This is a genomic window from Vibrio mimicus CAIM 602 (assembly GCF_000338875.1).
Classification (GTDB): Bacteria; Pseudomonadota; Gammaproteobacteria; order Enterobacterales; family Vibrionaceae; genus Vibrio; species Vibrio mimicus.
The window spans coordinates 130170-144362 of record NZ_AOMO01000016.1; the positions used below are offsets into that span (position 1 = coordinate 130170).

Below are 14193 nucleotides of genomic sequence, written 5' to 3' on the forward strand. Positions count from 1 at the left end.
GACTCATCATGAGCTGAGAGTAGCATAAGTGCATGTCGGGAAGGATAAAAAAGCTCTGGGCAGGATCTCAATTGGTTAACGAGAACGCACCAAGACTTTATGTGGTTGATAAAACGCCAGATAGCGAATCGCAACGTAGCTCACCACTATGGTGGCCACAATCAGCTCAAGGCTCGCTAACCAGTGCACTTGCGCTACATAACGCTCAGCCACGCCGATGTTTTCCATCCAGTGCGCCATTTTAAACAGTGCCGTCGCACCAATCACCATCGGGAAAGTGAATGCCGCATAGCCCGGACTAAATGGCAGACGCAATAAGCGCGTGAACGCCAAGTAGATGATAGCTGTCATCAGTACTGCAATACCAAACAACAGCGCCACAATCACAGGTGAAGGATCTGCCACGACTGTCAGATAACCCGCCAGAGAGAGGCTGGCAGGCGCGGCCATGATCGCCAACGTTGGCTTCGCAGCATCTGGGATCTCTTGAGTGAAGATAAAACGATAGATCATCATTGGCAGCATCACGGCGTAAGCCAACATACCAAACACCAAACAAGCATAAGCAATCGTCGTCAGTTCAGGGTTTCCTGAGAAAGACACATCCGCCACAATGATACCCACAGGTGGCACAAACCAGCTTGGCACCATGTGGTGCAGTTCAAATGCTTGGGCGCGGTGATACAAAAAACTCACCAAAAATAGGATGTGTAAGCCCACGGCAAACAGCCACAAGGCATCACCCGCCATAGGATAAAAATGGCCAAGCGAAGCCGACACCACCATGGTCGCCATCGCAAACGTCGGGACCACACTGCCCACCACAGGGTGAGCCAAATCTTGACGCAACAAATGACCGTGCCACAAGAATTTAAACGCCAATACAATCAACAAAATGCTGGCAATCGCTGCGCCAGTCCACTGCGCGATACCCTGTGCAGGTACCATGTTTTCCCAACTCCATCCCAAGCTCGCAATCCCTAGCGCGAGGCCGGCCATTGGGGTCGGCGCTCCCATCACTTTCGCTTTTGCTGCTCGAATCATACTGTCTCTCTATTGATGGTTATCGGTTAATACGCGCATCTTACGCTTGCACTTTGTTATCAACTATCTAATTATTCCTAACACATGTTCAATAAAACTAAACGTTCGCCATGGCTAGCCATATTTCGCTCAAACAATTACGTGTTTTCACCACCATCATTCAACACAAAAGTTTGACTGTCGCCGCAGAAGTGCTGTGCCTCTCCAAAGCCGCGGTCAGTGTCGCGCTGTCAGAGTTAGAAAAACAGCTCGGCCATGCGCTGTTTGATCGGGTCAATAACCGCTTGGTGCTTAACCAAGAAGGGCAAAAACTGCTGCCGCTGGCGGATGAACTATTGCAACGCGCAAAAGATATCGACCGTTTGTTTGATGAACAGCAAGTCCTCACCGGCAAACTGCGGATTGGGGCCAGTGATACCGTGGGCAACCAAGTCGCGCCCTATTTGATTAGCGCCTTTCGCCAGTTGCATCCGCATCCTTCGCAAAGCCTATTTATTTCCAACTCGGCACAGGTGTGCCAAAAATTGGTCGATTACGAACTCGACATCGGTTTGATCGAAGGCAAGACGCTACATCCAGAACTCATTTCTACTCAGTTTAGCCAAGATGAAATGTGCATTATCTGTGCGCCCGACCATCCACTGACTCAGCGTGAACGTTTGGTGATGAGTGACTTTGAACACAGCGATTGGGTGCTGCGAGAAGCGGGATCAGGCTCACGCGAGTTTTTCTTACGTGTGATTGCACCGCGCATTGAACACTGGATTGAAGCGTTTGAACTGAATACCACCGAAGCGCTGATTAATAGTGTCTCTTCCGGTTTAGGGCTAGGCTGCTTATCCCGATTAGCGGCCAAAACCCCGCTGCTGGATGGGCGCGTGGTGATGCTTAATGTTCCACTGGACATGAGACGTCGTTACTGGATGCTGGTACACAAAGAGAAATACCAAAACCCTCTGCTGCGTCAGTTCATTGAATTTTGCCCACAATGGGCAAGCCAAAGTCCCCTGCTACAACTTGATTAATCATCAAATAAAGGGATATGACTCAGCGCGCATTTTAGTGGTCGCAACTGGACTTTACTGACTAAAAACTGTATAAACAGCCAGTTATTTTTAGCGACAAACTAGAGGATTAACCATGGCTGTTATCGTGAAGTACGTGGTGGAGCGCAACGGAGAAGAGAAAATGACTTTTACCTCGAAAGCCGAAGCTGACGCTTATGACAAAATGCTGGATATGGCAGACGAGCTTTTCGAGCTGCTGGGTAAAAGTGCTCTGATCGAAGATGAAGCCAAGCAAGAAGAACTGGCAATGTTCTTGGCTCAAAACAAAGAAGACGTACTGTGTGCACTGGGAGCCAAGCGTAAACCTGCTCCAGCAACAGGCAAAAAGCCTAAAGCAGTTGCAGACAGTGATGAAGATGAGTCTGTCGACGACGCTGCATAATCAAGAAAACCGCTGCTCAACCCAGCGGTTTTTTTATTTGCTCAGGATATACCGTAAGCAACAAACTGCGTCCGACGAACGGAATTCTTTTTAACGCAATATCTCTTTAAAAAGACAAAAGGTATTCTTCTACAGACGGATTGCCTCTGCGGTCTTTTATCCTGCTCATCCACTCTTTATGATGATGGACAACCTATCGGTTGAGTTGTGGATGCTCAACTCAATGCCTTTGCTGCTGCAAAGCACAATATCCCCAAACTACTTGGAGTTGCAGGTAGGCGGCAAGTGAGAGAATCCCCATGAGCATAGACAAACTATGTGATTGGGGTGAACGAACGTAGCCAACACCGCTGCGGCTTCAAGTAGGAAGGGGATGGCAAACAGCTCAACCCACATTTGATGATGGAGAATAAACATGGCGTACTTTGCTTTAGGTCTAGCAACCGCGACCAAAAACCGTGATGGAAAAATTATTGAAGCTTTCTTCCCAACCCCAATTCTGGCACCAAGCGAAGCTTTGGTTGCGGCATTGGCACCGATCGCAGGTTACCAAGAAGGCAATCAAGCGCTAGAAATCACCGCAGCACAAAGCGCTGAATTAGCCGCGGTTTTCGCAGCTCATCAACAAGCCGCAAGCGCAGCATTTGCCGATAAAGCAGCGAATGCCAATCAGCCTCTCGTGCTAGTTATTCTGGCAAGTGATGACAAGCCGCAAAGCGTGGCTGAAGGCTATCTCAAGCTACAACTGATTTCTCACCGTCTGGTTAAACCACACGGTACTGTGCTGGATGGCATTTTCGGTCTGCTGCACAACATCGCATGGACTAACGAAGGCCCAATTGATCTGCCAGAACTGGCGGATCGCCAAATCGAAGCGCGTTTGGCTGGCCGTGTGCTGACTGTCGATTGCGTCGACAAATTCCCGAAAATGGTGGATTACGTGGTACCTGCAGGCATTCGTATCGCAGATACTTCTCGCGTACGTCTTGGCGCTCATGTGGGTGAAGGCACCACGGTAATGCACGAAGGCTTCATCAACTTCAATGCGGGAACCACTGGCGTGAGCATGGTTGAAGGCCGTATCTCTGCTGGTGTTGTCGTGGGCAATGGCTCAGACATCGGTGGTGGTGCATCTATCATGGGTACGCTGTCTGGCGGCGGCAAAGTGGTGGTATCGATTGGTGAAAACTCTCTGCTTGGTGCAAACGCTGGTTTGGGCTTCCCACTAGGCGATCGCTGTACTGTGGAATCAGGCTTGTACGTGACTGCAGGCACCAAAGTGCGCACACTGGATAAAGATGGCAACCAAGTCGATATCGTTAAAGCGCGCGATCTGGCTGGCGTTTCTGATCTGCTGTTCCGTCGTAACTCACTGACTGGACAAATTGAGTGTCTGGCCAACAAATCTGCCGTGGAACTCAACAGCGAACTGCACAAGAACAACTGATCTTGATAAGTAAGGCGTTATGAAAGAAAAATGGCTTGGATTTCCAAGCCATTTTTTATCTCAATTTTTGCATTTCAATACGCTTAACCGGGATGACCATCCACTCTTGGCTTGAGCAACATAGCGCCAAAGCGCAGCACAAACAGCGCAAACGCAATAACCCATAACGCAGCACTCAGGTTCACCCAAATCAGCAACTGCTGTGGCAGTAGACCCACACCCAAACCACGCACGACTGCGGCAAGCAACAAAGCGATAAATGCCCATTGCATGTTAGGGCCTTGATAAATCGCTCGCCCCGTGTGCCCCATAGTTACGCGAGCAATCATGCTTAAAATCAAGCCAGAGAGCGCACCAATCGCAAATAAGTGCAACAAGCTGTGATTCAGCCAAGCGTTATTCACTAGCCCACGCAGCAGCAAACTCAGCGGGATACACAGATAGGCAGCATGCAGTGACCACACCAAAGGCTCACTCAAAGTACGCCAAGGCTGCCAACGTAAAAACCGAATCAGTTGCGCGACGCCTGCCACCAACATCAAAGGCTGGCCGAGTTGTGCCATGGTCAGTGGGAAGAAACTGAGAATAAACAGAGCCAGTAAGCTACCGTTAGCGATCACATCCAAAGCCAAAATCGGCTCAGCTTTCGTAAACTGGAAACGTCTTGCGGTGAAAAACGGAATCACTCGCCCGCCCATCACCGAAAGCAGCAACATAAACCACCACAGCATGGCTTGCCACACCGCATTGCTCGGGAATGGAGGCATACCTTTAATGGTGGCGTAGCTGGCAAAGTTAGCCGCAATCGCCAAGAAAAACAGAGGGATAAAAAATAGGTTGCGCCAGCCTTTAGCTTTCACCACACGTAAACCCACTTCATACGCCACCGCCAATAGAAATAACGCTTCAATGCTTGAGGTTAACCAAAGTGGTATAGGCATCCAAAACAATACACGCACCATTAACCACAAGGCCACAATGAAAGCTAAACGGTGGCTTTTCGTGCCGTTAATGCCAGTCCAGTTTTGTACGGCAGTCAGCAGGAATCCAGCCACAATTGCCATCGCAAAACCAAACAGCATCTCATGTACATGCCACCACAGCGCGGGAACTTGCAATAGTTGCGGCTGCCCTGCTTGAAACATCCAAACCCAAGCGAGGATGGCAATCACGGCATAAACACTGCCTAACAAAAAGAAAGGACGAAAACCCAACCGCAGAATGGCAGGGATACGCTCTTCGACGCGTTTATCGATAATGTTGATCACTTTGGCTCCTTAGCCCAACCCATCACTGACCAAACCATCAACTAAGCATAAAGCACGCCAAATAAGTAACACTTGTAAAATCAATAGGCTAGAAATAAGAAAAGTCATAATGACACTCATAAAGAGAGTCACTATGACTTAAAGGAGTAAGTTTAACTTAATGCTAATTTACGAGGTGTGATTACCACACAAGCGATCTGTTTCTGCTTACCAAACCCAATGATTTGCGATAACGCTGCTTTCCCCACCGGAATATAACCGGAACCAACCACATGCTCTTCCGACTCTGCATGCGGATCATGGAAAAAGAAGAACTTATCACTCAAGCCACTGAGCACAATCCAGTGTGGCTCTTTCTTGCCATCAAAACGATAAGTGCTGATCAGCAGCAGCACACAAGCCCCCTGCTTTACCCACGCTTCTAACTGTGCTTGCGACGGTGGCGCGTCAATCATAGTCACATCTTGGTTGGTCAGTTGCTGGCAAAAATCTTGATGTACCAATTCGATGATCTGTTTTTTATTCGGGTCACGCACACTATCAATAAAAGGCGTCGACTTAGACTGGTTCCACAGCTCAACATGATAACCACGCCTTGCCGCAGCCAGCGCCAAACCTTGGCCACTGCACCCACCGTGCCCTGCGGCCATAAAAATAGTGGTCGCTTCGCGCCACAGTTGCATCTCTTGCATGCGGCTTGGCTCAAAATTCTCATCCAAACAGGAAAAACTCATCAATAAGCAAGCTGCGCCACAAGTAAAAGGTGTGGTTTGCACGTACAGAGGCATCGGCAGCAAGACTTTGGATTCTTTCGGAGTTAACCGTTTTTGCATTCTGCGACCATCGCACAGGTCATCATAGTAATGGATGAGCAACTTCAAGGTTTTATAGCCCATCTTTTCATATAATTTTAACGCGGCGGTATTGTCTTCACGCACTTCCAGCCGTAATGTAGTTGAGCCTTGATCAAGAGCAGCACGCTCGCATTGTTCAACTAAACTCTGAGCAATCCTCCGTCCTCTGAATTCAGGTTTTACGGCAATCGAATACAACCTTGATAGCTGTGTACCTTGATGAAATAGAAGCAATGCATATCCCGCCAACTGGTCGTCGGCTTCCGCCACAAACAAAGCAGCATGGTCGGAGTGTATAAAACGCTTCATTTGGCGAGGAGAGATTCTATCCCCGTCAAAAAGCTGTTGTTCTAACGCATTGAGCGCATTGAGATCAGCGCTGTTGGCACGACGAATGTCCATTCAACATCCTTAATAATGAGTGGATTGACGAGATTGCGACTCAAATAATAGACCTATTGCAATAGGAAGAATATACCGATGGCTAACCTTTTAATCGTGACCGACCAAGCCAGTGACTGGCAACAATATTTCCCTTCAGAACAAGTCGTTAGTGTCGATCAATATCTTGATACTGACTGGAAATTCAATCACCGCAGTGTGCAGGTGGTCAACCTGTGTCGCGATTACGGCTACATGAGTAGTGGTTACTATGTTTCACTGATGGCCGAAGCCCGCGGCCACCGAGTGATTCCACGCGTGATGGCGATTAATGACATCAATCAGCCGTTTTTCCTTTCTTCCGGCCTGATCAAGATGCACAAACTGAGCAGTGGCACTGACGTGCTCAGCACTAAGATTTACTTTGGCCGCACTCCGCAAAAAGGCTTAGATAAACTGGCACGTCGCCTGTTTGAACAGTTCATGGTGCCGGTGATTGAACTGGAAATGCACAAATACCAAGGGCAGTGGCAAATCATCAAAATCGCGCCATTCCCATTCCAAGACTTGGAAGATCAAGAGCAAGATTTCTTTATTGAATCACTGGAAATGTTCTCGACCAAAGTGTGGCGTCGTCCAAAACAAGAGAAGAAATACCGTTACGACATCGCGATGTTGGTTGATCCAGAAGAGAAGATGCCGCCTTCTGATGCTTCAGCGCTCAAACGTTTCCACCGCGCTGCCAACCGCTTAGGTATGAACTTGGAGACCATTTCACCGGATGATCTGTCTCGTTTGGGTGAATTTGATGGCCTGTTCATTCGTGCGACCACCAACATCAGTAACTACACCTATCGCTTTGCCAAAACGGCAGAAAAGATGGGCTTGGTGGTGATGGATGACTCCGAATCGATCATGAAATGCACCAACAAGGTGTTTTTGACTGAGCTTTTGGAAACCAACAAAGTTCCTGCACCGAAGAGCGTGATCATCCGCAGTTTTGACCCAGAGTGGAAAACGGGCCTGATGGAGCAGTTGGATTTCCCAATGGTGCTGAAGATTCCTGATGGTGCTTTCTCGCGCGGTGTGGTGAAAGTGCGCAATGAGCAAGAGCTTGAAAAAGAAGCCGGCACGCTATTTGAAAAAAGCGCGCTGATTCTCGCCCAAGCCTTTATGCCAACCGACTTTGACTGGCGTATCGGTGTCATGAACCGTCAAGCGATCTTTGCCTGTAAATACATGATGAGTCGTGGCCACTGGCAGATTTATCAGCACCACAATAGCGGCCGTGTGACTGCAGGTGGCTTTGAAACGCTCGATCTAAAACAAGTGCCGAAGAATGTCGTCGATGTAGCGGTGAAAGCAGCCAACCTCATTGGTGGTGGCCTCTACGGGGTGGATCTCAAAGAGATTGATGGCCAAGTGTACGTGATTGAAGTGAACGATAACCCAAGTATCGACCACCATGTGGAAGACGCGTTCTTGGGCGATTTACTCTACGATCGCATCATGACCGAGTTCTTACGCCGTATTCAGATGCGTGGTTTCTAAAGCGTTTTTACCCTTCTAAACTAAGCCCGGAGATATTCCGGGCTTTGACTCTTTATCGCTCCATTGTTACCTTCTTGCCATCATTGGCTAACAAAAGAGATTAACCATGGAGTTTCTCATCGATCACTGGCGTTTTGGCGATTCCGCCCCACAACGCCACGCCGCTCAATTACAAAAGCTACAAGCGGGTGATTGGTATCACTGCCAACGCGATGCCAAAGGCCTTCGCGAGTGGTTACTCGACCAGAATGTTCCCTCTTCGGTGATCGACAGTTTGTTGGCCGAAGACACTCGTCCTCTATTTGAACAATACGATGAGCGTAATTTTTTGCTGATCCTGCGTGGAGTGAATCTTAATGACAACGCCGACCCAGCAGACATGCTCAGTGTACGTATTCTCTATTATCACGGCGCGTTGATCTCAACTCGTAAAACACCTTCGAAAGCGATCAGTACCGTACGTGCAGCACTCGAAGAAGGCCAAGGCCCATCGAGTTTGGCAGAGCTTATCGTCCGTGTTGTCGATGAGCTTAATAAAAACATCGACGTCTATCTCGACCAGATCGAAGAGAAAATCGCTCAGTTTGATGAAGAGTTAGAACTGAGCAGCGAGCTGATGGAAACCCATAAATCCCTGCTCAAACTCAAACGCTTTATTAAGCCACAGCAATACGCCTTAGATGATTACCTCAATTCGGAAGTTGCCCTCGCACAGAGCCAACATTTGCGTTTACGCCACAGCGTCAACACTGTGACTCGTATTAATGAAACGCTGGACTTTTTCTTGAGTGAACTGGAAATCATCAAAGGTGAGTTGCGCCAATATCATGCCGAGAAGATGAACCAAAACACTTACTTGTTTTCGGTGATCGCGGCAATTTTCCTGCCGACCAGCTTCTTAACTGGCTTGCTAGGCGTGAACGTCGGTGGCATTCCGGGGACTGAATCCCCCATTGCGTTTGGGCTGTTTTGCGCAGGACTCGGACTGATTTTCGGCTTAGAGTTTTGGATTTTGCGCCGCCTGCGCTTTTTTGATAATCAATCGTAAATCGGTACAGGAACTCATCATGTATATCTTTGGCTATGGAAGCCTGATTAATTCTGCCTCACGTCGTTTAACTGGCCAGACAGGGCGCGCCATTCCGGCGAGCGCAACGGGATTGGTACGTTACTTTGGCAAAATCGATGACAGTTATATTCTCTCACCTTTGGTCGTGCACCAGGGTGACGGGAAGATTAATGGAGTGTTGTTAGAAATTGATGATGTGGCTTTAGCGGAATTTGATCGCCGTGAGCGCGGTTATCAGCGCATCGCTTTAACTGCCGATCGTATTCACGCAGAAGACCATTTTGATGCTGAAAGGCCGATTTGGATTTACGTCACTGAGCAGCACCTTGTGCCATGCTCGCAAAGCCCGATTGTGCAAACCTATGTGGATACGGTACTCAGTGGCTGCCTTGAGTTTTCTGAAGCATTCGCACGGCAATTTGTTGAACAAACCTTAGGTTGGCAGCATCCGTTAGACAATGACCGCCATTCTCCCAAATATGGCAACTTGGCGGGTGTGAATCCCGACCATCATTCGCTGATTGATCAATTGGTTGCCGCCGTACGTTAAACAATTCTCACCCCACTGGCTATTGCTCGCTGTGGGGTGAGTAACACACTTTCATCCCCATCTTGGGTTTCTGCACACAGCAACATGCATTGTGATAATACCCCCGCAACTAAGCTCGGTTTGAGATTACACAACACAACAACCTGCTGGTTCAGCAATGCTTCCGTGGAATAATAGGGTGCTAACGCTGTCACGGCCTGCAGAGTTTGTTCGCCCACTTCAATCTGCACAATGTAATTGCGTGTTGAGCGTGTATGAGGCTTCACCTCAACAATCGTTCCAATGCGCAAATCCAGCCGCGCAAAATCATCGTACCCTACCGTTAAGAACGCTGAGTCCATAGCTTCACCCTCTTATCATTAAAAACGTTTACACTTTACGCCAATGCCTGTTGAACAAGCGTGATAGCTCACAATTCACTCTTATGTACTCAGTTACAATTGCGCTGTTTTCACAGAGAGCGCTACTATTGCGCCTGTGATAGAAAAGGAATCTTATGGCAACCATAAAAGACGTAGCTCGTGAAGCAGGTGTATCTGTGGCAACGGTTTCACGCGTCATCAACAAATCTCCCAAAGCCAGCCAAGCATCGATTGATGCGGTCAGCCTTGCCATGCACAAGCTCGGTTATCGCCCCAACGCAGCAGCGCGTGCTTTAGTCAATCAAAGTACCAACACAATTGGGGTATTGGTCAGTGATGTTTCCGATCCCTTCTTTGGAACTTTAGTCAAAGCCGTCGATACTGTCGCCCATCGCGAAGGAAAACATTTGCTGATCGGCAACGGTTATCACCGTGCAGAAGAAGAACGCCGCGCATTGGAACTATTGATCAACAGTCGCTGTGACGCCTTAGTCATCCATTCCAAAGCCTTGTCCGATGAAGAGCTGATTGAATACGCCAATGAAGTGAAAACGCTGGTGTTGATCAATCGCCATATTCCACAGTTGGCGGATCGCTGTATTTCACTCGACAACCAGAAAGGGGCTTACTTAGCGACCGACTTCCTCATCCGTCAAGGACACAGGAACATTGCTTGTATCAGCTCATCCCACCAGATTGAGGATGCCGATCAGCGCATTGCGGGCTATCAACAAGCGTTGGATGAACATGGAATCTCACTAAGTAGCAGCTACATTGAAAAAGCCAGCCCAGACAGTGAGGGCGGTGAACAAGCCATGACTAACCTTCTAGTCAAATCGCTACCCTTTACCGCGGTTGTCGCTTACAACGACAATATGGCGGCCGGTGCTCTGTTGGTGCTTGAAGAAAATGGTCATTCCGTGCCTGAGCAAGTGTCGGTGATCGGTTTTGACGATGCGCTGATTTCGCGCTACTTGTGCCCACGCTTAACCACAGTGCGTTACCCAATTCAATTGATGGCAGAAAAAGCCACTCAATTGGCACTCGCCTTGGCAACGGATGCGCCGCGCGAAAATGATCCGATGATCTTTTCGCCTACCATAGTCCGCCGCGACAGCGTGGCACAAAAAAGAGAGCCTTAAGGCTCTCTTTTGCTTATGCTTTGACACGTAACGTGAGCTGATATTGATAGCGCTGCTGGGTGAGCAAAAACTCGGGGTGAACGCTTTGGCTCCATGAGTCATCGCCTCCCACGCCCATATGCTGCGCATCCAGATTGAGATACAACTTATCGCCCGCCACCAACTCATTGGTGTGTTTCGCTTTATCCAACATCGCTTGTGAATAACGACTGAGCGCAAAATGAAAATGGCCTTCCACCTCCAGAGCACCGACTTGTAGCTGACGAGTATCACAACGCAAGCCATTTTCGGTAGGGAAAATGTAAGGCGTATGCAGCTCATCAATACTGGCGGTGTAATGGCCAACATAAGCGGATTGCAGACGATCGGGATAGTTCTCATGCGGACCACGGCCAAACCAGTGCACATCCTTTTCTGCACTTGGCAACACCAAGGTTAAGCCTACTCTTGGTAGCGGCGGTAAATCAGAACACAGCATAACCTCAACATTCAGATCTACTCGCGCATCACCGAATATTTGGTAACACCAAAAGCTGCGCAGTACCAAATCGTGTTGATGATAATGAGCAAAATCGACCTTCACTTCGACACACTCGCTCAGCGTTGTAACTCGGAGATCTTCACATTCCACTCGCAGCTTATCTAAGCCCGCCGAGTGCCAGCGCGCAATCCAACTGTTCGGGTCAAGATGCTGCGCTTCACTGGTGCCAATATCGTTATCCAACACCGCGCGGTAAAAGTTATCGCGCAGCGGTTCGCTTAAAACAGGCTGGCTGTTCTGCCACCACTGCTCTAATCCCCCTGTTTGGAGGTTAAACTGCCATTCATGATTGTCCGCCTCGACGCAGATCTTATCTCCATCTTGCTGCCATTGAGGCACTGGAGCGTGTGTGATTTTAGGCAACGTGATTCTTCGTGGCTGCAAACACCACTGCTCACTAGCGATGCAGTGCCCCGCCTTAGACCAAGGCTGATCTTCACTGCACAATAAAGCCACATTGAGGTGATATTCGTACTCTGGCTGCATGTGCTGTGGCTCTAAATCGAGTGTGATTGTGCCTTGCGGCGCAATATCGAACGGTTGACGATGCTGATACACCTCTTGCCCATCTCGGCACACACTCATCACCAACTCGAGTGACAGCGCGGCAAACAAGCGTTCATTGTGGATGGTGAGCTTGGGATAGCTCAGCGAGAACTGATACGGCTGTTGGACTTTCTTCACTTCATGCAATGTTGGATGCGGCGTGCGATCTGGAAACAGCAAACCGTTAATGCAGAATTGGCGATCGTTTATCACATCACCAAAATCACCGCCATAACCCCAATAGTGGCGTCCCTCGGCATCCCATTTAGATATGCCTTGATCAACCCAATCCCAAATAAACCCACCTTGCAAACGAGGAAACTCACGAAACGCCTGCCAGTATTTATAAAACGCACCCAGGCTGTTACCCATCGCATGAGCATATTCACACAAGATCAGCGGACGCGTTTCCTCCGGCAAACTGATCCAATTTTTCAACGCATACTTAGGAACGGCTGGATGCGGCTGGTGCTGATCGACCCTCGCGTACATTGGGCAAATAATATCAGTCGCCGCCGTATTGGCACCACCACCTTCATACTGCACAGGGCGAGAAGGATCGCGCTGTTTAGTCCATTGATACATGGCGTGATGATTGGTACCAATCCCCGATTCATTCCCCAATGACCAAATGATCACGCAAGGGTGGTTTTTATCGCGTTCCACCATGCCAATCATGCGTTGCAAATAGGCATTGACCCATTGTGGATCATTGGAAAGTCGGCTCATTGGGAATTGGCCGTGGGTTTCGAGATTCGCCTCATCCACCACATACAAACCGTATTCATCACACAGTTCATACCAACGCGGATGATTGGGGTAATGGGCGGTGCGCACCGCATTGAAATTGTTCTGTTTCATCAATTCAATGTCGCGACGCATGTTCGCTTCATCCATTACATGCCCGAGTTCTGGGTGATGTTCATGACGATTCACCCCGCGGATCAACAAAGGCTGACCATTCAACTTTAGCAGCCCTTGGTCAATTTCTACTTTGCGAAAACCCACTGCCGCACTTTCAAACTCAATCGGCGCGCCATGCTCGTCAAGCAAACTGATCACGCAGCGGTAAAGGTAAGGCGCTTCATCACTCCACAATGTCGGAGAACAAACCGTTAAGCTGTGCTCGGTTTTATCGTGCCATGCCCCTTTTTCATCCACCACACGCTGGCCTGTATGCAAGGCTTGAGAGCGCGCTACACACTCACCTTGTGCATCGAATAAGACAATTTGTACTTGATGATGACGAGTCACTTGGTTTAAACGAGTTTCTACTCGTAATTCAGCGTGTTGATAAAGGACATCCAGTTCAGTGCGAATAAAGAAATCTTCAATCGCGAGGTGTGGCTTATGGTAAAGATACACATCGCGAAAGATGCCACTCAGCCACCACATATCTTGGTCTTCTAAGTAAGAGCCATCAGACCAACGCAGCACCATAGCGACCAACAGGTTTTCACCTTCCTGCAGATAAGGCGTTAACTCAAACTCGGCAGGCAAACGGCTATCTTGCGAATAGCCGACCCATTGGCCATTGCACCAAAGATGAAATACCGAATTCACGCCATCAAACACGATTCGAGTGGATTCACTTAACGCCTGTTCTTCCAACGTAAAACGATGACGATAACAACCAGTTGGATTGTCTTGCGGCACGTAAGGCGGGCGATCGGAAAAAGGATATTGGATGTTAGTGTAAATCGGCTTATCAAAGCCTTGTAGCTGCCAGTTACTCGGTACAGGGATGTGCGCCCAACCGCTATCATCAAAATCCGCGTCTATCACCGCAGGTTCAACCGCTTCTGGCCGCTCAAACAAAGCAAATCGCCATTTACCGTTTAGCGAGCAACGGGTTCCCCCTATTGCTAAACGAGCCTCTTGCTCATTACGATAACTGTGCAAAGGGACATGGGGAGTGCGGCAGTGCCATTTAACGATGTGGGGATTTTGCCAATCTTGGCTGAGAAGAATATCGGAGAAGTTGCGCAT

General features: G+C 48.8%; 12 protein-coding genes. 7 read left to right on the forward strand and 5 right to left on the reverse strand.

The window, feature by feature from the left end; all coding sequences use genetic code 11:
* Nucleotides 1-75 precede the first annotated feature (75 nt).
* A complete protein-coding gene (locus tag D908_RS16925) occupies nucleotides 76-1044 on the reverse strand; it encodes a TDT family transporter (protein ID WP_000617205.1) in 969 nt (322 codons plus the stop codon).
* 110 nt (nucleotides 1045-1154) lie between these two features.
* On the opposite strand from D908_RS16925, the gene D908_RS16920 reads away from it, so the two are divergent.
* The 3 genes from D908_RS16920 to dapD all read left to right on the forward strand — a co-directional run bounded on the left by D908_RS16920 (nucleotide 1155) and on the right by dapD (nucleotide 3940).
* Nucleotides 1155-2069 carry a LysR family transcriptional regulator gene (locus D908_RS16920; RefSeq protein WP_000146403.1) on the forward strand — a complete coding sequence of 305 codons (915 nt, stop codon included), beginning with the start codon at nucleotides 1155-1157 and terminating at the stop codon, nucleotides 2067-2069.
* A 115-nt stretch (nucleotides 2070-2184) separates the two neighbouring features.
* Nucleotides 2185-2493: a YebG family protein gene (locus tag D908_RS16915; RefSeq protein WP_000268538.1), complete on the forward strand. Its 309-nt coding sequence runs from the start codon at nucleotides 2185-2187 to the stop codon at nucleotides 2491-2493.
* A 415-nt stretch (nucleotides 2494-2908) separates the two neighbouring features.
* Nucleotides 2909-3940 (forward strand): 2,3,4,5-tetrahydropyridine-2,6-dicarboxylate N-succinyltransferase, encoded by a 1032-nt coding sequence (gene dapD, locus D908_RS16910; protein WP_000312999.1) that lies wholly within the window; start codon nucleotides 2909-2911, stop codon nucleotides 3938-3940.
* A gap of 83 nt (nucleotides 3941-4023) precedes the next feature.
* On the opposite strand, the gene D908_RS16905 is transcribed toward dapD, so the two are convergent.
* On the reverse strand, nucleotides 4024-5208 hold the full coding sequence (locus tag D908_RS16905; RefSeq protein ID WP_005522463.1) for an NnrS family protein: 1185 nt from the start codon (nucleotides 5206-5208) through the stop codon (nucleotides 4024-4026).
* Nucleotides 5209-5360: 152 nt separating this feature from the next.
* Complete coding sequence (locus D908_RS16900) at nucleotides 5361-6464, reverse strand: GNAT family N-acetyltransferase/peptidase C39 family protein (RefSeq protein WP_005522469.1); 1104 nt, start codon at nucleotides 6462-6464, stop codon at nucleotides 5361-5363.
* Nucleotides 6465-6542: 78 nt separating this feature from the next.
* Here D908_RS16900 and D908_RS16895 point away from each other — a divergent pair, with 78 nt between their 5' ends.
* From D908_RS16895 to D908_RS16885, 3 genes are all read left to right on the forward strand, one after another.
* Nucleotides 6543-7994 (forward strand): RimK family protein, encoded by a 1452-nt coding sequence (locus tag D908_RS16895; protein ID WP_001285011.1) that lies wholly within the window; start codon nucleotides 6543-6545, stop codon nucleotides 7992-7994.
* Nucleotides 7995-8100: 106 nt separating this feature from the next.
* Entirely contained in the window at nucleotides 8101-9042 is a 942-nt protein-coding gene (locus D908_RS16890; RefSeq protein ID WP_000394854.1) for a zinc transporter ZntB, read from the forward strand.
* 19 nt (nucleotides 9043-9061) lie between these two features.
* Complete coding sequence (locus tag D908_RS16885) at nucleotides 9062-9613, forward strand: gamma-glutamylcyclotransferase family protein (protein ID WP_000275204.1); 552 nt, start codon at nucleotides 9062-9064, stop codon at nucleotides 9611-9613.
* Here D908_RS16885 and D908_RS16880 read toward each other — a convergent pair.
* Nucleotides 9610-9954 carry a tRNA-binding protein gene (locus tag D908_RS16880; RefSeq protein WP_000376460.1) on the reverse strand — a complete coding sequence of 115 codons (345 nt, stop codon included), beginning with the start codon at nucleotides 9952-9954 and terminating at the stop codon, nucleotides 9610-9612. The genes D908_RS16885 and D908_RS16880 overlap by 4 nt on opposite strands.
* A 155-nt stretch (nucleotides 9955-10109) precedes the next feature.
* On the opposite strand from D908_RS16880, the gene D908_RS16875 reads away from it, so the two are divergent.
* The gene (locus tag D908_RS16875; RefSeq protein ID WP_005522473.1) at nucleotides 10110-11117 is read left to right on the forward strand and encodes a substrate-binding domain-containing protein; all 1008 of its coding nucleotides are present in this window, start codon (nucleotides 10110-10112) and stop codon (nucleotides 11115-11117) included.
* Between the two features lie 13 nt (nucleotides 11118-11130).
* On the opposite strand, the gene D908_RS16870 is transcribed toward D908_RS16875, so the two are convergent.
* A complete protein-coding gene (locus tag D908_RS16870) occupies nucleotides 11131-14193 on the reverse strand; it encodes a beta-galactosidase (protein WP_005522475.1) in 3063 nt (1020 codons plus the stop codon).

Excerpts from the sequence above, each read along its gene's own strand:
- D908_RS16925 (WP_000617205.1), bottom strand. The coding sequence starts at position 1,044 with ATGATTCGAGCAGCAAAAGCGAAAGTGATGGGAGCGCCGACCCCAATG.
- dapD (WP_000312999.1), top strand. The coding sequence starts at position 2,909 with ATGGCGTACTTTGCTTTAGGTCTAGCAACCGCGACCAAAAACCGTGAT.
- D908_RS16870 (WP_005522475.1), bottom strand. The coding sequence starts at position 14,193 with ATGCGCAACTTCTCCGATATTCTTCTCAGCCAAGATTGGCAAAATCCC.
- D908_RS16900 (WP_005522469.1), bottom strand. The coding sequence starts at position 6,464 with ATGGACATTCGTCGTGCCAACAGCGCTGATCTCAATGCGCTCAATGCG.
- D908_RS16880 (WP_000376460.1), bottom strand. The coding sequence starts at position 9,954 with ATGGACTCAGCGTTCTTAACGGTAGGGTACGATGATTTTGCGCGGCTG.
- D908_RS16915 (WP_000268538.1), top strand. The coding sequence starts at position 2,185 with ATGGCTGTTATCGTGAAGTACGTGGTGGAGCGCAACGGAGAAGAGAAA.
- D908_RS16895 (WP_001285011.1), top strand. The coding sequence starts at position 6,543 with ATGGCTAACCTTTTAATCGTGACCGACCAAGCCAGTGACTGGCAACAA.
- D908_RS16920 (WP_000146403.1), top strand. The coding sequence starts at position 1,155 with ATGGCTAGCCATATTTCGCTCAAACAATTACGTGTTTTCACCACCATC.
- D908_RS16885 (WP_000275204.1), top strand. The coding sequence starts at position 9,062 with ATGTATATCTTTGGCTATGGAAGCCTGATTAATTCTGCCTCACGTCGT.
- D908_RS16890 (WP_000394854.1), top strand. The coding sequence starts at position 8,101 with ATGGAGTTTCTCATCGATCACTGGCGTTTTGGCGATTCCGCCCCACAA.
- D908_RS16875 (WP_005522473.1), top strand. The coding sequence starts at position 10,110 with ATGGCAACCATAAAAGACGTAGCTCGTGAAGCAGGTGTATCTGTGGCA.